The following is a 24,139-nucleotide window of genomic DNA, read 5'->3' as shown; positions in this document are numbered from 1 at the left end:
TGAAAGCCTTAAATTTCAATAGTCTCAAACAGAGTGGAACAAAAAGGGATAAGCATCAACAAAAAAGCCCCTCAAAAGAGGGGCTTGCTACAAAATATCATTGTAAATGGGCGTTTGTTTTTGACTTAGCCCGAGCAGATAGGTGGGTTAGTCTAATTGTGGACCAGCCGCAACCAGTGACTGACCTTCAGCATTGTCTGTGTATTTATCAAAGTTGTTGATGAATCGTGTTGCTAGATCCTTCGCTTTGCTCTCCCACTGTAGCGGGTCAGTGTACGTATCACGTGGGTCAAGAATGGTCGAGTCTACATCATGCAAGGCGAGTGGCACTTCTAGGTTAAACATAGGGATAACCTTAGTATCTGCATTGTCGATTGAACCATCTAGGATAGCGTCAATGATGCCGCGAGTATCTTTGATAGAGATACGCTTACCACTGCCATTCCAACCTGTGTTAACTAGGTAAGCTTCTGCACCAGCCGCTTCCATGCGCTTCACGAGTACTTCAGCGTACTGAGTTGGGTGGAGCGTTAGGAATGCAGCGCCAAATGCCGCAGAAAACGTTGGCGTTGGCTCTGTAATACCGCGTTCTGTACCCGCGAGCTTCGCTGTAAATCCAGATAGGAAGTGGTATTTAGTCTGTTCAGGAGTCAGTTTCGATACTGGTGGTAGCACACCAAATGCATCCGCAGTCAGGAAGATAACTTTTTTAGCGTGACCTGCTTTTGATACTGGCTTAACAATATTTTCGATGTGGTGAATCGGGTAAGAAACACGAGTATTTTCTGTTTTTGAACCGTCATCAAAATCGATAGAACCATCACCACGGACCGTTACGTTTTCTAGCAGAGCATCACGACGGATTGCGTTGTAGATTTCAGGTTCCGCTTCTTTCGATAGGCGAATCGTCTTCGCGTAACAACCGCCTTCAAAGTTGAAGATACCGTCGTCATCCCAACCATGCTCATCATCACCGATCAGCTCACGTTTAGGATCCGTCGATAGTGTTGTTTTCCCCGTTCCTGATAGGCCGAAGAATACGGCTACGTCACCTTTCTCGCCAACGTTTGCACTGCAGTGCATTGAAGCAATGCCTTGCAGAGGAAGTAGGTAGTTCATCATTGCGAACATGCCTTTTTTCATCTCACCGCCGTACCAAGTACCACCAATGATTTGAACGCGCTCTGTCAGGTTGAACGCAACGAAGTTTTCAGAGTTTAGGCCCTGCTTCTCCCAGTTCGGGTTGGTTGTTTTAGCACCGTTCATTACCACAAAATCAGGTTCGAACGTTGCGAGCTCTTCGTCAGTTGGACGAATGAACATGTTCTTAACGAAGTGCGCTTGCCACGCTACTTCAGTGATAATACGAACACTTAAGCGCGTATCTGGGTTTGCACCACAGTAACCATCAATCACAAACAAGCGCTTGCCAGATAGCTGAGTTGTTACAAGCTCTTTCAGCTCATTCCATAATTCAGGTGTAATCGGTTTGTTGTCATTTTTGCCTTGATCTGACCACCACATGGTATCGCGGGTCGTGTCATCTTTAACAATGTATTTATCTTTTGGTGAGCGGCCAGTAAAGATACCAGTGTCAACCGCAACAGAGCCAAGTTCCGTTACTACGCCTTTTTCGTAGCCCTCTAAACCTGGCAGTGTTTCTTCAACGAATAGCTGCTCGTAGCTAGGGTTACGAAGAACTTCAGTAACGCCTGTCAGTCCGTGCTTAGTTAGATCAATTTGTGCAGCCTTTGTATGTTCCATAACGGTCATAGGTGCTCCTTGTAGGATATTTTGTAGGGATTTTGTATTAATTTTTATGGTTATCTGCTCACCATGCTAGCAACGAGACTCGGGGGAAACAGGGATACAGCTCAAAAAGTATCCATATTAACATTGAGGTTTTAAGTGCCTCGTCACATATTGGCCCAATTAGTCTATCCTGTACGCAAACCTTTGCGCTAGGGGCAGGAACATTATTAATTGATGAAAATTAAGCGGTGATTTTATTACGAGATGTAACGGGCTTTGCGCTATTTTGATCACAAAAAAGGCCAGCTTGCAGCTGACCTTTTTGGGTAAATTACGTGTTTTGGGTACGTTATAAATTAATGAACGGTATTGCTGCCTTTATCGGCTGCTTCAGCGTACAGAGCATCAACGTCGTTCTTGTCGAATGAATAATTTGTGCCACAGTAATCACAATGCAGAGCAACACTACCTTCGGTACTTAGGATGTCGTACATCTCTTCTTGAGCAACCGTAATGATAGCCGCCGCGCTCCGCTCACGTGAACAACCACAGTAGAACTCAATCGGTTGTGGGGTGAACAGCTGTACTTTCTCTTGGTTGTACAAACGGTAAAGCAGTTCGTTCGCTTCTAGGGAGAACAGTTCTTCGTTTTTAACTGTGTCAGTTAGCTGCTCTAGGTGTTCGAAGTCGTCTGGCGTACCTGTGCCGTCTGGCATAACCTGCAGTAACATACCAGCAGCGTGTGCTTTACCTTCATGATCGCCAGTGCGTAACCATAGACGAGTCTTAAGCTGTTCTGAGTTAGCGAAGTAACCTTCAAGCACCTCGGCTAGAGTGTCACCTTCAAGGCCAACGATACCTTGGTAACGCTCACCTTGCTTAGGGTCGATAGTGATCACTAGATGGCCTTTACCCATAAGGTCGTGTAGGCCTGCGTTGTCAGCAATATCCCCTTCAAAGCGAGCAACACCGCGGATCTTCTGGTTATTATCACCATTGATCACAGCGAGAGATACTGGGCCATCACCTTGAAGCTGCATAGTGATAGAACCTTCAAACTTTAAGGTCGCCGTTAGTAGCGTCGTTGAGACCAATAGCTCACCCAGCAGTTTCTGTACTGGCGCTGGGTATTCCTTGCTAGAAATAATCTGTTGGTACGCTTCATCCATTTGTACCAATTCACCACGTACTGATAGGTCTTCAAATAGGTAGCGATTTAAAACATTACTTGTAGACATTGGGTCTGCCATTTGGCTATTCCTTCTAGCTTATTGAGTCTTGAACTTGATGATGTCACGACGTTGCTTCTTATCCGGACGACGATCTGGAGCTGGGTTATGAGCATTCAGCTTGCGTTGTTTCGCAAACTCTTCTCTTTTTGCCAAGCTCTCGGTGGTTTCTTCATAGAGTGTTTGAGCGATCGGAGCCCCGCCACGATGCGCCGAAATTTTCTCGATAGTCACCGTTTTTTCTTCATTCCCTTGACGCAGTGTAATCACCGCCCCAAGTTCGACAATTTTACTTGGTTTGCTGCGTTGACCATTATAGTGGACTTTGCCACCATCGACCATGTTGCGAGCAATAGAGCGGGTTTTGTAAAAACGAGCTGCCCACAACCATTTATCGAGTCTGACAGCTTCATCAACAGTTTTCATATAGGGTTGTGCCTTTTCAGTGAAAAATGAATGTGGTTTAACTGTAATTAACAGAGCGCAACATGTTCTTGATGATGCTTATCACATTAAGTAGAAGCTTAAAGTGGAGGCGGTTGGCATTTTTTTCAAGTCATATTACAAAATAGCCATCTAATGCCGATTTATGAATTGGCTATGATATAATTCATGATCTTATGCTTAAATGCGCTTGGTATCGAACGAATGAATGAAAAAGTTGGAAGCTTAATGATTTTCAGCGTTTGTCGTCTTGAAAAGGGGCAAGGGAAGTGAACTTTTTAGAGCTCAAAAATCGCATAGGACACTCACCTGTGTTGAGCCGCTTATTAGAGAATAAATTTGTATTTCAGCAGAAACTAAGCCTAGCGACTTGTTGTTTGTTGATTGCTGCTTCAGCATGGATTTTAGGACAGCTTGCATGGTTTCTTGTACCTGCCGAGCAAACGGTTGTGCCTTGGAAAGCGTCTGTTTCATCTTCTTCTTCAGCACTTCAACCGACCCTTGATATCTCTTCTTTGCAACAGAGTAACCTTTTTGGCGCCTATAACCCAACCACGCCCGCTGTCGTTGAACAGCAAGTTATCCAAGATGCGCCAAAGACACGGTTGAACCTGATTTTAGTGGGGGCGGTCGCCAGTTCTAAACCCAAATTAAGCTTAGCTGTGATTGCTAATCGTGGCACACAAGCAACCTACGGAATTAACGAAGTAATAGAAGGCACTCGAGCTAAGCTCAAAGCGGTGTTAGTGGATCGTGTCATTATTGATAACTCAGGGCGAGATGAAACCCTGATGCTTGAAGGTATTGAATACAAACGTTTAGCCGTATCTGAACCTGCGCCACCTCGCGCTTCTTCTTCAGTTCGTGGCAATAACCCAGCTTCTGCAGAAGAGAAGCTTGATGAAATAAAAGCGAAGATAATGGAGGATCCACAACAAATTTTCCAATATGTTCGTTTATCTCAGGTAAAGCGTGACGATCAAGTGATCGGTTATCGTGTGAGCCCTGGCAAAGATTCAGAACTTTTTAACTCTGTTGGGCTCCAAAACGGGGATATTGCTACTCAGTTAAATGGACAAGATCTGACTGACCCTGCCGCTATGGGCAACATATTCCGATCAATCTCAGAGCTAACCGAGCTAAATCTCGTCGTTGAGCGAGATGGTCAACAACATGAAGTATTTATTGAATTTTAGAACTTTGCGTCTAACCAAGGACGAAAGTGTAGGAGAAGTACGTGAAGCATTGGTTTAAGAAAAGTGCGTGGTTATTGGCAGGAAGCTTAATCTGCGCCCCCGCAGCCATCGCTAGTGATTTTAGTGCTAGTTTTAAGGGCACTGACATTCAAGAGTTTATTAATATTGTTGGCCGTAATCTAGAGAAGACGATCATCGTTGACCCATCGGTGCGCGGTAAAATCGATGTCCGTAGCTATGATGTACTCAACGAAGAACAATATTACAGCTTCTTCTTAAACGTGTTAGAAGTGTACGGCTACGCGGTCGTTGAAATGGACTCGGGGGTTCTCAAGGTAATCAAAGCTAAAGACTCAAAAACATCGGCAATCCCCGTTGTCGGTGAGCGTGATTCGATTAAAGGTGACAGCGTGGTTACACGTGTTGTAACCGTTCGCAATGTCTCGGTTCGCGAACTTTCTCCTTTGCTTCGTCAACTGAATGACAATGCTGGCGCGGGTAACGTCGTGCACTACGATCCCGCTAATATCATCTTGATTACTGGCCGTGCAGCGGTGGTCAATCGCTTAGCGGAAATCATCAAGCGTGTTGACCAAGCTGGTGACAAAGAGGTTGAGGTGGTTGAGTTAAAAAATGCGTCTGCGGCCGAAATGGTACGTATCGTGGATGCACTGAGCAAAACCAACGATGCTAAAAATACGCCAGCATTTCTGCAACCAAAATTAGTCGCTGATGAGCGTACCAATGCGATTCTTATCTCTGGTGACCCTAAAGTTCGTAGCCGTTTAAGAAAGCTTATCGAGCAACTTGATGTCGAAATGGCGACCAAGGGCAACAACCAAGTTATCTATCTTAAGTACGCAAAAGCCGAAGATCTTGTCGATGTGTTAAAGGGCGTGTCGGACAACCTACAGTCAGAGAAGCAATCATCGACTAAAGGCAGCTCGTCTCAACGCAACCAAGTGATGATCTCGGCGCACAGTGATACCAACTCTCTGGTTATTACCGCTCAGCCGGACATTATGAACGCATTGCAAGACGTGATCGCGCAACTGGATATTCGTCGTGCTCAAGTATTGATTGAAGCTTTGATTGTTGAAATGGCCGAAGGCGATGGCGTTAACCTTGGCGTGCAATGGGGTAACCTAGAAACGGGTGCCATGATTCAGTACAGCAATACTGGTGCATCGATTGGTGGTGTGATGGTTGGCCTAGAAGAAGCGAAAGACTCAACGACAACTAAAGCCGTTTACGATGAGAATAATAACTTCCTGAGAAATGAAACGACTACTGAACAAGGTGACTACTCAAGTTTGGCTTCTGCTCTTTCTGGTGTTAATGGCGCTGCGATGAGTGTGGTAATGGGCGACTGGACAGCATTGATCAGTGCGGTAGCCACCGATTCCAATTCAAACATCCTATCTTCCCCAAGCATCACAGTAATGGATAACGGCGAAGCGTCGTTCATTGTGGGTGAAGAGGTGCCGGTTTTAACCGGTTCGACGGCGGGTTCAAGTAACGACAACCCATTCCAGACGGTTGAGCGTAAAGAAGTGGGTATCAAGCTGAAAGTCGTGCCACAAATCAATGAAGGTGACTCGGTTCAGCTGCAAATCGAACAAGAAGTATCGAACGTATTGGGCGCAAATGGTGCGGTTGACGTGCGTTTTGCTAAGCGACAGCTAAATACGTCAGTGATTGTTCAAGATGGACAAATGCTGGTGTTGGGTGGTTTGATTGATGAACGCGCATTGGAAAGTGAATCTAAAGTGCCGTTCTTGGGTGATATTCCAGTACTTGGACATTTGTTCAAATCAACCAGTACTCAGGTCGAGAAAAAGAATCTAATGGTCTTCATTAAACCAACCATCATTCGTGATGGCATGACGGCAGATGGTATTACTCAGCGTAAATACAACTTCATCCGTGCTGAGCAGCTGTATAAGTCTGAGCAAGGTTTGAAACTAATGGATGACGACAATATCCCAGTATTACCCAAGTTTGGCGAAAGCATGAATCACCCGGCTGAAATCCAAGCGTTCATCGATCAAATGGAACAAGAATAATGGCTGAATTGGTAGGGGCGGCACGTACTTATCAGCGCTTGCCGTTTAGCTTTGCAAATCGCTATAAGATGGTGTTGGAATATCAGCATCCAGAGCGTGCGCCGATACTTTATTATGTTGAACCACTGAAATCAGCGGCGATCATAGAAGTCAGCCGTGTTGTGAAAAGTGGTTTCACACCACAAGCGATTACTGCAGACGAATTTGATAAAAAACTGACCGATGCTTATCAGCGTGACTCATCAGAAGCGCGTCAACTGATGGAAGATATTGGTGCTGACAACGATGATTTCTTCTCTCTGGCAGAAGAGCTTCCTCAAGATGAAGATTTACTCGAATCGGAGGATGACGCGCCTATCATCAAATTAATCAATGCGATGTTGGGTGAAGCGATCAAAGAAGGTGCTTCGGATATTCATATCGAAACCTTTGAAAAGTCACTCTGTATCCGTTTCCGGGTTGATGGTGTACTACGTGATGTTCTCGCGCCGAGTCGTAAGCTGGCTCCGTTGTTGGTTTCACGTGTAAAGGTGATGGCTAAGCTGGATATTGCTGAAAAACGCGTGCCACAGGATGGTCGTATTTCTTTGCGTATCGGTGGCCGAGCGGTCGATGTTCGTGTATCAACCATGCCTTCTTCGCACGGCGAGCGTGTAGTAATGCGTCTATTGGACAAAAACGCCACTCGTCTAGATTTGCACAGTTTAGGCATGACGGCAGAGAACCACGAAAACTTCCGCAAGCTGATTCAGCGCCCACACGGCATTATCTTGGTGACGGGGCCTACGGGGTCTGGTAAATCAACGACCTTGTACGCCGGCCTGCAAGAGCTCAATAGCAACGAACGAAATATTCTAACCGTTGAAGATCCAATCGAATTTGATATTGATGGTATTGGCCAGACTCAAGTAAACCCTAAGGTTGATATGACCTTTGCGCGTGGTTTACGTGCCATTCTTCGTCAGGATCCCGATGTCGTCATGATTGGTGAGATCCGAGATCTGGAAACGGCAGAAATCGCGGTACAAGCCTCTTTGACAGGTCACTTAGTGATGTCGACCTTGCACACCAATACCGCAATTGGTGCGATTACCCGTCTGCGCGATATGGGGATTGAACCCTTCTTAACCTCTTCTTCACTACTTGGTGTTCTGGCTCAGCGTTTAGTTCGCACCTTGTGTCACCACTGTAAAGAACCTTATGAAGCCGATAAAGAACAGAAGAAACTGTTTGGATTGAAGAAAAAAGAAAGCCTGACCCTTTATCATGCGAAAGGTTGTGAAGAGTGTGGTCACAAGGGCTACCGAGGCCGTACCGGTATCCATGAACTATTGATGATTGATGAATCGGTGCAAGAGTTGATTCACAGCGAAGCGGGCGAGCAAGCGATTGAGAAAGCAATTCGTGGCACAACACCAAGTATTCGAGAGGATGGCTTGAGCAAAGTTCTGAATGGGGTAACGTCCCTAGAAGAAGTGATGCGCGTGACCAAGGAAGTCTAGTATGGCGGCATTTGAATACAAAGCGCTGGATGCTAAAGGCAAGAGCAAAAAGGGTTCTATCGAAGCTGATAACGCTCGTCAGGCTCGCCAACGCTTGAAAGAACAAGGCTTGATGCCGGTTGAGATGACTGAAGCCAAGGCTAAAACTGCGAAAGGTGGTCAGCCCTCGACCAGCTTTAAGCGTGGCATTAGCACGCCTGATTTGGCTTTGATTACTCGCCAAATATCAACGCTAGTTCAATCGGGTATGCCACTCGAAGAGTGCTTAAAAGCGGTTGCCGAGCAATCGGAAAAGCCACGTATTCGAACTATGCTGTTGGCCGTTCGCTCTAAGGTAACTGAAGGCTACTCACTTGCTGACAGCCTGTCTGATTATCCCCATATTTTCGATGAACTATTCCGGGCTATGGTTGCGGCTGGTGAGAAATCGGGGCACTTAGATGCGGTATTGGAGCGATTAGCCGATTACGCTGAAAATCGCCAAAAGATGCGCTCTAAGCTGCTGCAAGCGATGATCTACCCTGTGGTACTGGTGGTATTTGCAGTGACGATTGTTTCGTTCCTACTGGCAACCGTGGTCCCTAAGATCGTTGAGCCAATTATCCAAATGGGCCAAGAGCTGCCTCAATCGACACAATTTTTATTAGCATCGAGTGAATTTATTCAGAATTGGGGAATCCAATTACTGTTGTTGACCATTGGTGTGATTGTTTTGGTTAAGACCGCACTGAAAAAGCCAGCTGCTCGCATGAGTTGGGATCGCAAATTATTGAGCATTCCTCTGATCGGCAAAATAGCCAAAGGGATCAATACCTCTCGCTTTGCACGCACACTCTCTATCTGTACTTCGAGTGCGATTCCAATCCTTGAAGGAATGAAGGTCGCGGTTGACGTGATGTCGAATCACCATGTTAAACAACAAGTATTACAGGCATCGGATAGTGTTAGAGAAGGGGCTAGCCTACGTAAAGCGCTCGACCAAACTAAGCTATTCCCTCCTATGATGTTGCATATGATCGCCAGTGGTGAGCAGAGTGGCCAATTGGAACAGATGTTGACCAGAGCAGCAGACACCCAAGATCAAAACTTTGAGTCGACAGTCAATATCGCCTTAGGCATTTTTACCCCGGCTCTTATCGCTTTGATGGCAGGCTTAGTGCTGTTCATTGTGATGGCGACTCTGATGCCGATGCTTGAAATGAATAATTTAATGAGCGGTTAACAACAATCGACTCATAGAACAGAACGTTAGTTTTTGGATGATCGAGATGAAGGCGATCACTCCCTTCAACTCGCTGTCTTTAATTTGGAGAAAATAATGAAAACTAAAATGAAGAAACAGTCAGGCTTTACCTTATTAGAAGTGATGGTTGTTGTGGTTATCCTTGGTATTTTGGCGAGCTTTGTTGTCCCTAACTTACTGGGTAACAAAGAGAAGGCTGACCAACAGAAAGCCATCACGGACATTGTAGCGCTAGAAAACGCGCTGGATATGTACAAACTGGATAACAGCGTTTACCCAACAACGGATCAAGGGCTTGATGCACTGGTTTCTAAGCCAACAAGTAGCCCTGAGCCTCGTAATTACCGCGATGGTGGTTACATCAAACGTCTGCCGAACGACCCATGGGGTAACGAGTACCAATACCTAAGCCCAGGTGATAACGGCACTATCGATATCTTTACTCTAGGTGTTGATGGCCAAGAAGGTGGTGAAGGTATTGCTGCCGATGTTGGTAACTGGAACATACAAGACTTTCAATAAGCTTCGGCTTATTGTTGGTTGATAAGTTATTGGGATTGATGCCGTTATTTGATGGTAGGACGCAAACAGATGGAGTCTAAAGGTGAAAACTAAGCAAACACAGCCAGGTTTCACCTTAATTGAGATTCTTTTGGTGTTGGTATTATTGTCATTAACGGCGGTTGCGGTGATCGCGACCATTCCTACCAATAGTAAAGATGTCGCCAAAAAATACGCTCAAAGTTTTTATCAGCGAGTTCTATTGCTCAATGAAGAGGCTATCTTGAGTGGATTGGACTTTGGCGTTCGTGTTGATGAAAAGAAATCGACCTATGTACTGATGGCGCTAAAGTCAGAAGGGTGGCAGGAGGTCGAATTCGAAAAGATCCCCTCTTCAACGGAATTACCGGAAGAACTCGCATTGTCACTGACTCTAGGTGGTGGCGTATGGGAAGACGATGAGCGGTTGTTCAATCCAGGAAGCTTGTTTGATGAAGATATGTTTGCTGATCTTGAAGAGGAAAAGAAACCGAAACCACCACAGATCTACATCTTGTCGAGTGCTGAAATGACGCCATTTGTGTTGTCGTTTTATCCAAATACCGGAGACACCATACAAGATGGTTGGCGTATTCGAGTATTGGACAACGGTGTCATTCGATTGCTAGAACCGGGGGAAGAAGATGAAGAGGAATAACCATTCTCCTTATCGTTCTCGTGGTATGCCTCTTGGTTCTCGAGGAATGACTCTACTTGAAGTATTGGTGGCGCTCGCTATCTTTGCGACCGCGGCGATCAGTGTGATTCGTGCTGTCACTCAGCACATCAATACCCTCAGTTACCTAGAAGAAAAAACCTTTGCTGCTATGGTCGTTGATAATCAAATGGCTTTGGTGATGTTGCACCCTGAGAAGCTAAAAAAAGTGCAGGGTACACAAGAGTTGGCTGGAAGAGAGTGGTTCTGGAAAGTGACGCCAATTGATACCAGTGATGATTTATTAAAGGCGTTTGATGTGAGTGTGGCAACCAGTAAACAAGCTTCTCCAGTGGTCACGGTGCGCAGCTATGTGGTCAACTAGGGGCATGTGGTTAACTAAAAGCATCGGGCTAATTAAAAGCGTGTCGTTAACTCACAACCACTCATCAAGTAATAGCAGCTTGGCAAATAAACCTATGCCACGCCAACAAAGTTTATCTTCAAAAGGGAGAGGCTTTACCTTAATTGAAGTGTTGGTCTCGATCGCTATCTTTGCCACGTTGAGCATGGCGGCTTATCAGGTCGTGAATCAGGTGCAGCGAAGCAACGAACTCTCAATCGAACGCAGTGCTCGTTTGAATCAACTGCAACGTAGCTTAGTCATTTTAGATAATGATTTTCGTCAGATGGCGGTGCGAAAATTTCGTACTAATGGTGAAGAAGCATCATCTAAGCTGATATTAATGAAAGAGTATTTATTGGACTCCGACGATGTTGGCATCATATTTACTCGCCTGGGTTGGCACAACCCACAGCAGCAGTTTCCTCGTGGAGAAGTCACGAAGGTTGGCTACCGCATCAAAGAAGAAACACTTGAGCGTGTCTGGTGGCGATACCCTGATACCCCAGCAGGCCAAGAGGGTGTGATTACTCCGCTGCTTGATGATGTCGAAGGCTTTGAAATCGAGTTTTATGATGGGAGTCGCTGGGACAAAGAGTGGCAAACCGATAAATCCTTGCCGAAAGCGGTGAGACTCAAGCTGACGTTGAAAGACTACGATGAGATAGAGCGAGTTTATCTCACGCCAAGTGGTACTCTAGATCAGGTCAATGACGCAAGTGACTCTTCAAATAGTGAGGGGAACAATGGCTAATCGCACCCATGATCTTGCTAAGATAAATTCTGCAATGGGACGAAAACAAAATGGTGTAGCACTGATCATCATTCTGATGCTTTTGGCTATCATGGCCACCATTGCGGGCAGCATGTCGGAGCGTTTGTTTACACAATTCAAACGTGTTGGTAATCAGTTAAATTACCAACAGGCCTATTGGTATAGCATTGGTGTGGAAGCACTAGTACAAGACGGGATTAGTCAAAGCTATAAAGACAGTGATACCGTGAATCTAAGTCAGCCATGGGCATTAGAAGAACAGGTATACCCATTGGATTATGGACAAGTATCGGGTCGCATTGTCGATGCCCAAGCGTGTTTTAACCTCAATGCTTTGGCTGGGGTAACGGCGACTTCAAGCAATCAAACACCCTATTTAGTGACGGTTTGGCAAACCTTGTTGGAAAACCAAGATATTGAACCTTATCAGGCTGAGGTGATCGCAAACTCAAGCTGGGAGTTTGTCGATGCAGATACCAGAACCACTTCTACGGTAGGCGTAGAGGACAGTACTTATGAGGCGATGAAGCCATCTTATTTGGCGGCTAATGGCTTAATGGCCGATGAATCCGAGTTACGAGCGGTTTATCAGGTTACTGGTGAGGTGATGAATAAGGTTCGCCCCTTTGTTTGCGCTCTGCCAACCGATGATTTCCGCTTGAATGTAAACACACTCACGGAAAAGCAAGCGCCTTTATTGGAAGCGATGTTTGCTCCGGGCTTAAGTGAGTCGGATGCAAAACAACTGCTAGACAAGCGACCATTTGATGGCTGGAATACGGTGGATGCTTTTATGGCTGAGCCTGCCATTGTTGGTGTGAGTGCAGAAGTCAGCAAGAAAGCGAAAGGGTATTTAACTGTAGATAGCGCCTATTTTGAGCTAGATGCAGAGGTATTAGTTGAGCAGTCACGTGTACGTATACGAACGCTTTTCTATAGTAGTAATCGAGAAACAGTGACGGTAGTACGCCGTCGTTTTGGAGGAATCAGTGAGCGAGTTTCTGACCGTTCGACTGAGTAGCGAACCACAAAGCCCTGTGCAGTGGTTAGTTTGGTCGACAAGCCAACAAGAAGTGATAGCAAGCGGTGAGCTGTCTAGCTGGGAACTGCTTGATGAGTTAACGCCTTACGCTGAAAAGCGCAGCTGTATCGCTTTATTACCGGGAAGCGAATGCTTGATAAAGCGCGTTGAAATCCCGAAAGGTGCAGCTCGCCAGTTCGATTCTATGCTGCCGTTTTTGTTAGAAGACGAAGTGGCGCAAGATATCGAAGATTTACATTTAACCATTCTACATAAAGACGCCACCCATGCCACAGTATGCGGTGTCGAACGCAAATGGTTGAAACAAGCTTTAGATAAGTTTCGCGAAGCCGGTATTGTCTTTCGTAAAGTGCTGCCGGATGCGTTAGCGGTACCTTTGGAAGAGCAGGGCATCAGTGCGTTGCAGATTGATCAATATTGGCTTTTACGCCAAGGTAACTATCAAGCGGTATCGATCAGCGAAGCATGGCTCCCGATGTTCTTGCAGAGTGACTGGGTTGTCGTTGATGACGAAGAGCAGCCAGCGACTATCTTTAGTTACACCTCGATGCCGAGCGACGACGTTCAGCAACAAAGTGGTGTGAAGTGGCAAGCGAAGCCTGCGGAATTGGTAATGGCTCTATTGAGCCAACAAGCGATCATGAGCAGTGTGAATTTACTGACTGGCACCTTTAAAACCAAATCTTCCTTCAGTAAATATTGGCGCGTATGGCAAAAAGTAGCGATTGCTGCTTGTTTGCTGGTGGCCGTGATTGTGACTCAACAAGTGTTGAAGGTTCAGCAATACGAAGCGCAAGCACAAGCTTACCGCATGGAGAGTGAGCGTATCTTTAGATCCGTACTACCTGGCAAGCAACGCATTCCGACCGTGAGCTACCTTAAGCGTCAGATGAGCGACGAAGCTAAGAAATATGGTGGCTCAGGTACTAACGATTCCTTGTTAGGGTGGTTAGCTTTATTGCCAGAAACGCTAGGTCAAGTGAAGTCAATCGAAGTTGAAAGCGTTCGCTACGATGGTAACCGTTCTGAAATTCGACTACAGGCTAAAAGTTCGAACTTCCAACATTTTGAGACCGCTAGAATGAAGCTCGACGAGAAGTTTGCTGTGGAACAAGGGCCATTAAATCGTAATGGCGATGCCGTATTTGGCAGCTTTACTCTTAAACCACGACAGTAACCGCGCAAGGAGATCAGTGATGAGAAATATGATTGAACCACTCCAAGCGTGGTGGACCTCAATAAGTCAAAGAGAGCAACGGCTGGTCATTGGTTGTTCAATTTTATTGGTGGTGGGTGTCGTTTATTGGGGATTAATACAGCCACTTAGTCAGCGAGCTGAATTGGCGCAAAGTCGTATTCAAAGTGAGAAACAACTCTTAGCTTGGGTAACCAATAAAGCCAATGAAGTTGTTGAGTTACGAGGCAGTGCAGGCATTAGTGCTAGTCAGCCTTTGAACCAATCTGTGCCCGCTTCTATGCGTCGTTTTAAGATTGAGTTGATTCGAGTGCAACCGCGTGGCGAGATGCTGCAAGTGTGGGTAAAACCAGTGCCTTTTAATAAGTTCGTTGACTGGCTGACATACCTGAAAGAAAAACAGGGTGTTGAGGTTGAGTTTATGGATATTGATCGCTCTGATAACCCTGGGGTTATTGACGTCAACCGACTACAGTTTAAACGAGGTTAATGTGAAACGCGGTTTATCTCTTAAATATGGCCTGCTATTCAGTGGCACCTTTATTGTCTTTTTCTCTGTCAGTTTGTTGCTGCACTTACCGGCATCTTTTGCTCTTAAGCATGCACCTGCTGTACGCGGTCTGAGCATCGAAGGTGTTGAAGGTACAGTTTGGCAGGGTCGCGCCAACAATATTGTGTGGCAGCGAGTCAATTACGGAGCAGTTCAGTGGGATTTCCAGTTCTCTAAATTATTCCAAGCTAAAGCGGAGCTAGCCGTTCGTTTTGGCCGTAACAGCGACATGAACTTGTCAGGTAAAGGGCATATTGGGTATAGCATGAGTGGTGCATATGCGGAAAACTTAGTGGCTTCAATGCCTGCTATGAACGTGATGAAATATGCCCCAACCATCCCAGTGCCTGTTTCGATTGGTGGACAAGTTGAATTGACGATCAAGCACGCGGCTCATGCTCTGCCTTGGTGTCAATCGGGCGAAGGCACAGTAGCGTGGTCTAGTGCGGCAGTGGATTCCCCTGTTGGTTCGTTAGACCTAGGCCCTGTGATAGCGGATATTACCTGTCAAGATAGCGCTATTTCAGCCAAGGGACTACAGAGTAGCCCACAAGTGGACAGCGAGTTTTCTGCGAGCGTAACGCCGAATCAAAGCTACACCTCATCGGCATGGTTTAAACCGGGAGCTGAGTTCCCGCCTACGATGCAGAGCCAGCTTAAATGGTTAGGTAACCCTGATAGCCAAGGGAAATACCAATTTACCTACCAAGGTCGTTTTTAGCCCGGTATCTACTTCTGAACTAGCATCCGTTGGTTATCAAACAACGAGATATAAAAAATGGGCACCTCACTGAGGTGCCCATTTTATTTGAATATCAGATGGTCATGACACGACGCGATTTAGTCTTTACCTTGTAAGATCTCGGGCCATGGTAAGTCTGCATCACCAAGCACGATGAAGTTCGGGTTCTCAAGTGTCTCTCTTTCATTGTAAGAAAGCGGCTCTAACTGTGTACTCAAAATACGACCGCCAGCCTCTTCAACAATGCATTGTGTCCCTGCGGTATCCCACTCGCCCGTTGGTCCAAGTCTGAGATAACAGTCCACCGCCCCTTCAGCGACTAAGCAGGCTTTAAGCGCGGCTGAACCTAGCGGAACCAAATCATAATTCCAAGCAGAGTTCATACGGCTAGTGATGCGATTGATATCTTGGCGGCGACTGATTGCCATTGCGATGGATTGGTTTGGCAGTTCATGACGATGTGTCTTGATTTTAACGCTGTCGTTAAGGTCTGGGATCTTCCAAGCCCCTTTGCCACTGTAAGCGTAATAACTCACACCGGAAACAGGAGCATATACGACCCCCATGACGGGTTTATTATGCTCAATTAGGGCGATGATTGTCGCGAAGTCGCCACTTCTTGCGATGAATTCCTGAGTTCCATCTAGTGGATCAACCAACCAGTAGCGATCCCATTGAGAACGTTGCTCTAGGCTAATGTCTGCAGCTTCTTCAGATAACACGGGAATATCAGGGGTGAGTTCACTGAGTTTTTTCGAGATTAGTTTATGCGCTGCAAGGTCGGCACTGGTGACCGGTGTGTCATCGCTTTTGGTGAACTCTTCGTAATTTTTCTTCTCGTATATCTCTAAGATGAGCTGTCCAGCAGAACGAGCAATCTCAATGACAGAGGGAAGGAGGTGAGAAAAATCTTTTGTTATTGGCATAAATGTTCTCTTACTCTTCGATCGGGCTTGTTTGGTCTTCGAGTGCGATCGTTTGTTCTAATTGTTATTTAAGACTCGAAGGGCTAATAATAGGGCTGTAATAGATCGAGCCTCGCAGAAGTCGAGGTGTGTTAGCAGCTCTTCGGCTTGCGAGAGCGGCCATCGCACGACATCTAGTGGCTCTGGTTCATCCCCTTTGAGTTTCTCTGGGTATAGTTCTTCTGCAATGAATAGTGTCATTTTGCTAGAGAAATAAGAGGGCGCGAGGATAACCTCTTTGAGTGGAGTGAGTCTGCTGGCACCATAGCCGATCTCTTCTTTCAGCTCTCGAACAGCAGCGTCAGCAGGTTGTTCACCAGCATCAATGAGTCCTTTAGGGAAGCCAAGTTCATAGCGTTCGGTCCCTGCTGCGTATTCACGCACTAACAGAATATCGCCGTGTTCAGTAATTGGAACCATCATTACTGCATTGCGGCCACTGGGCTTCATGCGTTCGTACGTACGCTCTTCACCGTTTGAAAAGCGTAAATCGAGCGACTCTATAGAGAACAGTTTTGACTGAGCGACAGTTTGCTGAGCCAATATTTCCGGCTTGGTCCTTTTTGTCATGCGCCCACTCCTTAACTCATTGGATTTTTCTTAGAAAGTCATTCTAATATAGGGGAAATGACGCTGAGTTCCTAGAGGCGAGTTTTCATATCCTAGAATTATTGAACAGGAACCGATTGCGATCACTGCTATTGTTTAAATCAAAGTGGAATCGGGCTTCTACGGCTCAGTGAGTTGATTGGAAAGTGGTATTTTGAATGGCAACAGACAGGTGTTCTCTACCTTTAAAAAACAAAAAAAGGTTGATGCTAGTGCATCAACCTTTTTATTCGTTACTAACGCTTAATCAGTGATTAGTAGTAAGAGTGCTCACCACGATCGTGTTCTGTTGCGTCACGAACTGCCGTTAGTTCACCTTCAAATTGTTGAAGAAGTTCTTTCTCGATGCCTTCTTTTAGGGTTACATCAACCATAGAACAACCGTTACAACCGCCACCGAATGCAACGATAGCCGCACCATCTTCAGTGATTTCTACCAAGCTAACGTGGCCACCGTGACCAGCCAGTTGCGGGTTAACTTGTGTTTGAATTGCGTATTCAACACGCTCGGTAAGAGACGCATCATCTGATACTTTACGCATTTTCGCGTTTGGCGCTTTAAGCGTTAGTTGAGAGCCCATTTTGTCTGTTACGAAGTCAATCTCAGCTTCGTCTAGGAATGGTAGGCTTAGCTCATCTACGTACGCAGAGAAAGCGTCGAAAGACAGTTTAGTGTCAGACGCTTCGATAGCATCTGTTGGGCAGTAAGAAACACCACACTCAGCGTTTTGTGTGCCTGGGTTTACCACGAACACACGAATGTTTGTACCTTCAGGCTGCTGTGACAGCAGATTGGCAAAGTGAGTTTGAGCTGTTTCTGTAATAGTAATATTTGACACGACGAATACCTGAGTAGATTTGTAGGTTATTAGCGCCATTCTACCCCTGTCAGATTTGTAATTCAGCCCTTTTTTGTTGGATTGCTGTACAAGTAGCGATCCACAGCTTTTATCCAGAGGGCTCAGGAGTCCGGCAGATGCAGTAAATATCAATCCTTTTAACGCCCACTTCAAGTAGTAATTGGCATAATTGATACACAGTACTGCCTGTGGTTACAACATCATCAATTATCGCGATGTGAGAATAATTGTTCGTTGAAAAATTCATATTGCGCAGCGTGAAAGCGTTTTTTAGATTGATCTGCCTTGCGGATTTGGTTAATCCTTGCTGCGAAACCGTTGAACGAGATCGACGAAATAAAACTGCACTTTTAACGTTCAGTTCCTGGGCTGTGTAATGGGCTAATAACTGACTCTGATTAAAGCCCCTATGAATATACCGCCCCCAATGTAGAGGCACACTGGTTATCAATGGCGCTGGGTGCTGAATACGTGGCGCTAACAATTTTGATAAATCGCGAGCGAACCAGAACTTATCGGCGTATTTCATTTGTTGGATATAGCGTGCTGTTGGAAAGACGTAGTCACCCACACAATAGAGACGATGCCAAGGTGGTGGGTTCGATAGACATTGACCACATTGCTCGACGTTAGTTAAGGTTTTCAAGCCACATTGCTGGCAGCGTGGCTGTTGGCAAAAGAGATCGAGGCAAGTTTGGCACCACCGAGGATGAGTATCGCTGAGGAGCTTTTCTAGCTTGCACAGGTGGCATTGTGATGTGACCAGATGCGGTGTGTGTTTTTGTAGCCAATCGGATAACATAGCTTGTGATGCTTTTGGGTTATGGTGTTCCTTTTACTCACCATAGTGAAAAGTGCAGGTTATTGCTGATGGAAAAAGTAGGGAATATTGAGAATGAGTGACGCGTTGTATTGGCATGTATCCGGGCAAGGAACGGATTTGGTCTTGGTTCACGGTTGGGGAATGAATGGGGCGGTATGGCAGCAAACCGTAGATGCTTTAGAGGCTAATTTCCGAGTTCACGTTGTGGATCTGCCGGGGTATGGACACAGCGCGCATTGCCATGCTCAAAACCTTGAAGAAATTGCTCATCAACTGATGGTCGACGCACCGAAACAAGCGATTTGGGTTGGTTGGTCGCTCGGTGGTTTGGTCGCGACACATATGGCCTTGCATCACTCTGATTACGTAAGCAAACTAGTGACGGTTGCGAGTTCTCCTAAATTTGCTGCTGCAAAAGAACCTGTACTATGGCGAGGTATTCAACCCAACGTATTAACGGCGTTTACCGAGCAGTTAGTTGAAGACTTTCAAACAACTATCGAACGCTTTATGGCATTGCAAGCCATGGGGAGCCCTTCTGCAAGGCAAGATGTAAAACAGCTCAAGCAAGCGGTGTTGTCCCGTCCACTACCTAACCCTAAGTCGTTGTTAGCTGGTTTGAAAATGTTGTCGGATGTGGATCTCCGTGACCAGTTACCTGAGATTTCAGTGCCTATGTTGCGCTTATACGGTCGATTAGATGGATTGGTGCCAATCAAGGTCGCCAAAGACCTGGGCACAGCCTTGCCTCATACCGAGCAATACATCTTTACTCAGTCTTCGCATGCACCATTTATGACAGAAGCGGATGCCTTTTGTAGTGAACTGGTCAGCTTCGCTCAAAAATAACTGCTAAATTAATAAATAACTTGGTCGATATATAGACTACCCCTAGAGTAGTTCATATGAATTAGGCCAATGTGGTTGTATTCGCGGTATGGATTTGAACTAGAGGGGCTATGTTTGTGAGCGTTGAGTTGTTGAAGATGATGCTCGCGGCAAACTAGCAATAGCGATGGGCGATTCTTGAGGAGAGTTCGCGATGATTGTGTCACCTGCAACTGCAGTGAGTGTGCCACTAATTGCCCCATCCGTTAATGTGCAAACAGAGCAAGTTGCGCGTGATAATAGAGTTCGAGTACCCGTCGCTCCCGCAGTAGCATTGGCCAAAACCAATGCAGAACGAAAGGTAAAACCGGACGATAAGCGAAGGCAGCAGTCGGCTTGGGATCCTTCAGACCATCCAGGTTATGACATGGAAAACGAGTCAGAGGCCAATTCGATTAGCCATGAAGAACCTCAAGATCCTTTTGAGCGGTTATTCAGCCTATTGGCATTGAGAACATACAGTGCAGACCAAGGCAAAGGCTATACCATGCGTTTCCGCCTGCCAAAGCATGTTTTAGGTGCGGCGATTCAGGAGGGACAGATGGAGAAACGACGTAAGGTCATAAAATATCATTATGGTCATGCTGTTGCGCCTCATGCTCCATCGGAAGTGTTGGTTGTATTGTGATTATACTCTTCATACTTGTTGCCTCGCAGCAACTCCAATTATTTTGAGTATAAAATACGTAGAATACAGTTCAGCTTTGATGTCTTTTTTGAACACATAATAAAAAACCTGCATACCCTTAGGGGTGCAGGTTTTCTGTTTTAGCACGTCAGTTTTGTTGAAGATGAAAACTGACTTGTTAGTCGCTGGCTATTCGCTTTAGCGCAACTTATTTCTTCGCTTTAGCAAAGGCAGCAGCGAAAGCACCGCCCATCGCAGCGTTTTGTTGCGGTTCCTCACGACGACGCTGTCCACCTTGTGAATTTTGATTCGGGCGGTTTTGCGTGCGAGGTGTACTTGAACGTTGAGCTCTATTGTCTTGGCCTGGTTCATCTTTCATACGCATGCTTAGCGCAATACGCTTACGCTGAACATCCACTTCCATCACCTTCACCTTGACGATGTCACCGGCTTTAACCACTTCTCGTGGGTCAGAGACAAAGCGATCGGTGAGCGCAGATATATGCACTAAGCCATCTTGGTGAACGCCAATATCAACGAAGGCACCAAAGTTGGCCACGTTTGAAACCACACCTTCTAGAATCATGCCTGGCTCTAGATCTGAAACACTATTTACGCCATCAGCGAAGGTTGCTGTTTTGAACTCAGGGCGAGGGTCGCGTCCCGGTTTATCCAACTCTTTAATGATGTCGGTTACGGTTGGTACACCAAAGCTTTCGTTGGTGTAATCAATCGCATGTAAACCTCGTAGGAAATCTGTATTGCCCACCAGAGACTTGATGTCTTTGTGGTTTTTCTCAGCGATTGTTTTCACCACTGGATAAGCTTCTGGGTGAACCGATGAAGCATCCAGCGGGTTCTTGCCATTCATGATACGTAAGAAGCCGGCACACTGTTCAAAGGCTTTAGGACCTAAACGAGCCACTTTCTTCAATGTAGTGCGCGCTTCAAAACGACCATTCTCATCACGGAAGTCCACGATGTTCTGAGCGATGGTGTTAGAAAGGCCGGCAACGCGAGTCAGCAGCGCAGCAGACGCGGTATTCACATCAACACCTACGGCGTTTACACAGTCTTCGACAATCGCATCTAGGCGTTTAGCGAGCATGGTTTGGCTAACGTCATGCTGGTACTGGCCCACACCGATCGATTTAGGGTCAATCTTCACCAGCTCTGCCAGTGGATCTTGTAGACGACGAGCAATAGACACCGCGCCACGAATCGATACATCCATGTTCGGGAATTCTTTTGCTGCTAACTCAGACGCTGAGTACACCGATGCACCCGCTTCGCTAACAATGATTTTTTGCGCTTTTAGGTTGCCGCGTTTAATCACATCAGCCACAAAACTGTCGGTTTCGCGTGAAGCGGTACCATTACCAATCGCAACTAGGTCAACATTGAATTGACGAATCATCTGCTCAACAACGTGTGCGGATTTGTCGTATTGCTTTTGTGGCGGGTGAGGGTAAATGGTTTCTGTCGCCAGAACTTTACCAGTTGAATCCACCACCGCGATTTTCGAACCAGTACGTAAACCCGGATCTAAGCCTAAAGTTGCACGAGGGCCAGCCGGCGCTGCCATCAGCAAGTCTTTAAGGTTAGTTGCGAACACTTCAATCGCTTCGATCTCTGCACGCTCTTTCATCGCGCCCATCAATTCAGTTTCCATGTGCATAGAAACCTTGATGCGCCATGCCCAGCTGATCACTTGCTTACGCCATGCATCCGCAGGTGCGCTGCTTAGGGTAATGCCGTAGTGATCAGAAATGATGTTCTCGCAGTATGAAGCACGAACACCTTCTTCTTGCTCTGGGTCTGCATTCATCGCCAGCGTTAGGAAGCCTTCATTGCGGCCACGTAACATCGCAAGCGCACGGTGAGATGGCACTTTGCTGAGCTTTTCGTTGTGTTCGAAGTAGTCTTTGAACTTCTCGCCTTCTTGTTCTTTGCCTGCCACAACACGCGCCACTAGCTCCGAGTTGCGTGTGAGGTGTTGGCGAATCTTCTCAAGTAGGTTGGCGTCTTCAGCAATGCGCTCCATGATGATCGCACGTGCGCCATCGAGTGCCGCTTTGGTATCGGCAATACCTTTATCGCTGCTGATGAAGTTAGCAGCTTCCGTTTCAGGATCGTGTTGTGGTTCATTCCAAAGTGTATCGGCAAGAGGCTCTAAGCCTGCTTCGATTGCGATCTGGCCTTTGGTGCGGCGCTTTGGTTTGTATGGCAGGTACAGATCTTCTAGGCGCGTCTTGCTGTCGGCTTGAGTGATATCACGCTCTAACTCTGGCGTGAGTTTACCTTGGTCTTGAATCGACTTAAGAATCGTTTGGCGACGATCATCAAGTTCGCGAAGGTATGAAAGGCGGCTATCAAGGTTACGTAGTTGAGTATCGTCTAAGCCACCCGTCACTTCTTTACGGTAGCGGGCAATAAAGGGAACGGTGTTACCGTCGTCAATTAGGTTTACTGCGGCAGTGACTTGCTCAGAACGGACATTCAGTTCTTCAGCGATCAGTCGACAGATAGCTTGGCTCATCCGATGAATCTCTAGTTTGATGTTGATGGCCCTATTCTACGGAGTAAAGTAGCGCAAGCAAGCGGTGATATGTCAATGATGTGTAAGCATGAAGCGATATGTGAAGCGGAAAAAATCCGCCTCTCTCGGCCTGTTAAAAATTGGGTTTCAATGGGTGGCTAGCGGCAATCGGTAAGGCTTAAAACCTATCCACCCGATACGGAGCAACATCAAACTCAGGCTCTGTTTTACGCAACAAGCTGATCACCAACTCCGCGCTAATAGCGGCTTGAGTCAATCCTAAGTGCTGATGGCCAAAAGCAAACAATAATTGTGGATGATGTGGGTGTCGATCTATCACCGGCAGTGAATCGGCAATCGTGGGCCTGTGTCCCATCCATTCACTCACTGGCAACGCCGAATTGTTCAATAACGGCAGCAGTTGCCTGCTGTGATGACGTAGCACATGAAACCTGTGAGTAAACGCTGGTAAACGCAAGCCTCCTATTTCTGTTATCCCCACGACCCTTAAACCCGACGCCAATGGGCTCATAACAAATTTACGCTCTGCTGAGCCAATCGGATGTTTGAGTGGCTTAGATTTCAAATCCGTTGTATCCAAATCCGTTGTATCTATCGTCAAGTGATACCCACGCTCAGCTTCGAGTGGAACGGAAATACCCACTTGTTTTAGTAATGGTTTCCCCCACGCTCCCGTGCAAAGTATCGCATGCTCATACACATGCAAATCCGTGGTGACCACTCTAACGGAATTACCTTGTGGGTGAATTTTGTCTACTTCAGCTTGTTCAAAGCATCCCCCGCGGGCCTGAAAAACCGCAAATAAATGTTTTGATAAGAGGTAAGGGTCTTTAACTCGGCAAGCATTGGGAAAAAATAGAGCATGACTGACCGTCTCAGCCAGCCCCGGTTCTTTTTCCCTCAGTTGTGCTCCTTGCAATAAGACACTTTCTACTTCCCACTGTGCAAGGTAAGCAGCATGCGCTTTTGCCTCTTCTAATTTGCTTGCTGATTCCCATACCAATAAATAACCTGACGGTACGAGATGTTCTTGGGCTCCAATATCGGCTAAGCAGCGTTGCCAAGCGGGAACGGCGGCTTGATTGAGTTGATAGAGCGCTTTTCGGCTTGCCTCAACTTTTGAAGAAGAGGCTGATCGCACAAAGCGTGCTAACCAAGGGATCGCCTTGGGTAGATACTGCCACGGTAGTGCCAGCGGACCTTTTGGGTCTATCCACATTTTTGGCGCAGAAGACAATGTCTTTTTCGTTGCCAAAGGATCCATCAATTCTGTGGCTAAGTAACCCGCATTGCCAAACGAAGTCCCTTTACCCGGCAGTCCCTTATCAAACAGTGTGACTTGATAGCCATGGCGCTGCGCTTCTAGGGCTGTACAAAGGCCAACGACTCCAGCACCAATTACTGCAACAGTGGACTGAACGTCATTCGGTGTGTGTATAGCGGATTGTGTCATGTTTTACCTACTGGCTTAG

General features: G+C 46.4%; 23 protein-coding genes. 14 read left to right on the top strand and 9 right to left on the bottom strand.

The features are described from left to right. Positions 1 to 147 precede the first annotated feature (147 nt). The 3 genes from pckA to hslR all read right to left on the bottom strand — a co-directional run bounded on the left by pckA (position 148) and on the right by hslR (position 3,407). The gene (pckA, locus tag OCV24_RS13530) at positions 148 to 1,773 is read right to left on the bottom strand and encodes a phosphoenolpyruvate carboxykinase (ATP) (protein ID WP_017055600.1); all 1,626 of its coding nucleotides are present in this window, start codon (positions 1,771 to 1,773) and stop codon (positions 148 to 150) included. A gap of 335 nt (positions 1,774 to 2,108) precedes the next feature. Continuing rightward, positions 2,109 to 3,002 carry an Hsp33 family molecular chaperone HslO gene (gene hslO, locus OCV24_RS13525; protein ID WP_146443869.1) on the bottom strand — a complete coding sequence of 298 codons (894 nt, stop codon included), beginning with the start codon at positions 3,000 to 3,002 and terminating at the stop codon, positions 2,109 to 2,111. An 18-nt stretch (positions 3,003 to 3,020) separates the two neighbouring features. Further along, a complete protein-coding gene (hslR, locus tag OCV24_RS13520) occupies positions 3,021 to 3,407 on the bottom strand; it encodes a ribosome-associated heat shock protein Hsp15 (protein ID WP_060466906.1) in 387 nt (128 codons plus the stop codon). 287 nt (positions 3,408 to 3,694) lie between these two features. On the opposite strand from hslR, the gene gspC reads away from it, so the two are divergent. From gspC to OCV24_RS13460, 12 genes are all read left to right on the top strand, one after another. Further along, positions 3,695 to 4,621, top strand: a complete 927-nt coding sequence (gene gspC / locus OCV24_RS13515) for a type II secretion system protein GspC (protein WP_150879102.1) — start codon at positions 3,695 to 3,697, stop codon at positions 4,619 to 4,621. Positions 4,622 to 4,662: 41 nt separating this feature from the next. Further along, positions 4,663 to 6,687: a type II secretion system secretin GspD gene (gene gspD / locus OCV24_RS13510; RefSeq protein ID WP_137007547.1), complete on the top strand. Its 2,025-nt coding sequence runs from the start codon at positions 4,663 to 4,665 to the stop codon at positions 6,685 to 6,687. After that, a complete protein-coding gene (gene gspE, locus OCV24_RS13505) occupies positions 6,687 to 8,189 on the top strand; it encodes a type II secretion system ATPase GspE (RefSeq protein ID WP_150879100.1) in 1,503 nt (500 codons plus the stop codon). Before gspD ends, gspE begins: the two co-directional genes overlap by 1 nt. A 1-nt stretch (position 8,190) precedes the next feature. Next, positions 8,191 to 9,411 (top strand): type II secretion system inner membrane protein GspF, encoded by a 1,221-nt coding sequence (gene gspF / locus OCV24_RS13500; RefSeq protein ID WP_017055606.1) that lies wholly within the window; start codon positions 8,191 to 8,193, stop codon positions 9,409 to 9,411. A 96-nt stretch (positions 9,412 to 9,507) separates the two neighbouring features. Then, the gene (gspG, locus tag OCV24_RS13495; RefSeq protein ID WP_017055607.1) at positions 9,508 to 9,954 is read left to right on the top strand and encodes a type II secretion system major pseudopilin GspG; all 447 of its coding nucleotides are present in this window, start codon (positions 9,508 to 9,510) and stop codon (positions 9,952 to 9,954) included. An 82-nt stretch (positions 9,955 to 10,036) separates the two neighbouring features. Next, the gene (locus tag OCV24_RS13490; RefSeq protein WP_046223422.1) at positions 10,037 to 10,630 is read left to right on the top strand and encodes a prepilin-type N-terminal cleavage/methylation domain-containing protein; all 594 of its coding nucleotides are present in this window, start codon (positions 10,037 to 10,039) and stop codon (positions 10,628 to 10,630) included. After that, complete coding sequence (gspI, locus tag OCV24_RS13485) at positions 10,617 to 11,012, top strand: type II secretion system minor pseudopilin GspI (RefSeq protein WP_150879098.1); 396 nt, start codon at positions 10,617 to 10,619, stop codon at positions 11,010 to 11,012. Before OCV24_RS13490 ends, gspI begins: the two co-directional genes overlap by 14 nt. Further along, positions 10,999 to 11,784, top strand: a complete 786-nt coding sequence (gene gspJ, locus OCV24_RS13480) for a type II secretion system minor pseudopilin GspJ (RefSeq protein WP_150879096.1) — start codon at positions 10,999 to 11,001, stop codon at positions 11,782 to 11,784. Before gspI ends, gspJ begins: the two co-directional genes overlap by 14 nt. Further along, on the top strand, positions 11,777 to 12,826 hold the full coding sequence (gspK, locus tag OCV24_RS13475) for a type II secretion system minor pseudopilin GspK (protein WP_136997998.1): 1,050 nt from the start codon (positions 11,777 to 11,779) through the stop codon (positions 12,824 to 12,826). Before gspJ ends, gspK begins: the two co-directional genes overlap by 8 nt. After that, positions 12,795 to 14,024 carry a type II secretion system protein GspL gene (gspL, locus tag OCV24_RS13470; RefSeq protein WP_150879094.1) on the top strand — a complete coding sequence of 410 codons (1,230 nt, stop codon included), beginning with the start codon at positions 12,795 to 12,797 and terminating at the stop codon, positions 14,022 to 14,024. Before gspK ends, gspL begins: the two co-directional genes overlap by 32 nt. Positions 14,025 to 14,043: 19 nt before the next feature. Further along, positions 14,044 to 14,532, top strand: a complete 489-nt coding sequence (locus tag OCV24_RS13465; RefSeq protein WP_017055613.1) for a type II secretion system protein M — start codon at positions 14,044 to 14,046, stop codon at positions 14,530 to 14,532. Position 14,533: 1 nt separating this feature from the next. Further along, entirely contained in the window at positions 14,534 to 15,313 is a 780-nt protein-coding gene (locus OCV24_RS13460) for a type II secretion system protein N (RefSeq protein WP_136979602.1), read from the top strand. Positions 15,314 to 15,432: 119 nt separating this feature from the next. On the opposite strand, the gene cysQ is transcribed toward OCV24_RS13460, so the two are convergent. The 4 genes from cysQ to OCV24_RS20780 all read right to left on the bottom strand — a co-directional run bounded on the left by cysQ (position 15,433) and on the right by OCV24_RS20780 (position 18,570). Beyond that, a complete protein-coding gene (gene cysQ, locus OCV24_RS13455) occupies positions 15,433 to 16,260 on the bottom strand; it encodes a 3'(2'),5'-bisphosphate nucleotidase CysQ (RefSeq protein ID WP_017055615.1) in 828 nt (275 codons plus the stop codon). A 57-nt stretch (positions 16,261 to 16,317) separates the two neighbouring features. Further along, positions 16,318 to 16,869 carry an ADP compounds hydrolase NudE gene (gene nudE / locus OCV24_RS13450; RefSeq protein WP_150879092.1) on the bottom strand — a complete coding sequence of 184 codons (552 nt, stop codon included), beginning with the start codon at positions 16,867 to 16,869 and terminating at the stop codon, positions 16,318 to 16,320. Between the two features lie 293 nt (positions 16,870 to 17,162). Continuing rightward, the gene (gene nfuA / locus OCV24_RS13445; RefSeq protein ID WP_029626881.1) at positions 17,163 to 17,747 is read right to left on the bottom strand and encodes a Fe-S biogenesis protein NfuA; all 585 of its coding nucleotides are present in this window, start codon (positions 17,745 to 17,747) and stop codon (positions 17,163 to 17,165) included. 109 nt (positions 17,748 to 17,856) lie between these two features. Beyond that, positions 17,857 to 18,570, bottom strand: a complete 714-nt coding sequence (locus tag OCV24_RS20780; protein WP_167514280.1) for a ComF family protein — start codon at positions 18,568 to 18,570, stop codon at positions 17,857 to 17,859. Between the two features lie 93 nt (positions 18,571 to 18,663). Here OCV24_RS20780 and bioH point away from each other — a divergent pair, with 93 nt between their 5' ends. Further along, a complete protein-coding gene (gene bioH / locus OCV24_RS13435; protein ID WP_017055618.1) occupies positions 18,664 to 19,440 on the top strand; it encodes a pimeloyl-ACP methyl ester esterase BioH in 777 nt (258 codons plus the stop codon). 193 nt (positions 19,441 to 19,633) lie between these two features. After that, the gene (locus OCV24_RS13430) at positions 19,634 to 20,107 is read left to right on the top strand and encodes a hypothetical protein (RefSeq protein WP_017055619.1); all 474 of its coding nucleotides are present in this window, start codon (positions 19,634 to 19,636) and stop codon (positions 20,105 to 20,107) included. Positions 20,108 to 20,315: 208 nt separating this feature from the next. Here OCV24_RS13430 and OCV24_RS13425 read toward each other — a convergent pair whose 3' ends face one another. Further along, positions 20,316 to 22,646 (bottom strand): Tex family protein, encoded by a 2,331-nt coding sequence (locus tag OCV24_RS13425; protein ID WP_150879090.1) that lies wholly within the window; start codon positions 22,644 to 22,646, stop codon positions 20,316 to 20,318. Between the two features lie 178 nt (positions 22,647 to 22,824). Next, the gene (locus OCV24_RS13420; protein WP_150879088.1) at positions 22,825 to 24,120 is read right to left on the bottom strand and encodes an NAD(P)/FAD-dependent oxidoreductase; all 1,296 of its coding nucleotides are present in this window, start codon (positions 24,118 to 24,120) and stop codon (positions 22,825 to 22,827) included. Positions 24,121 to 24,139 lie beyond the last annotated feature (19 nt).

The organism is Vibrio kanaloae, from assembly GCF_024347535.1.
Classification (GTDB): domain Bacteria; phylum Pseudomonadota; class Gammaproteobacteria; order Enterobacterales; family Vibrionaceae; genus Vibrio; species Vibrio kanaloae.
Note: the sequence above shows the minus strand (reverse complement) of the source record. Positions and strands in the feature narration are given on the sequence as shown.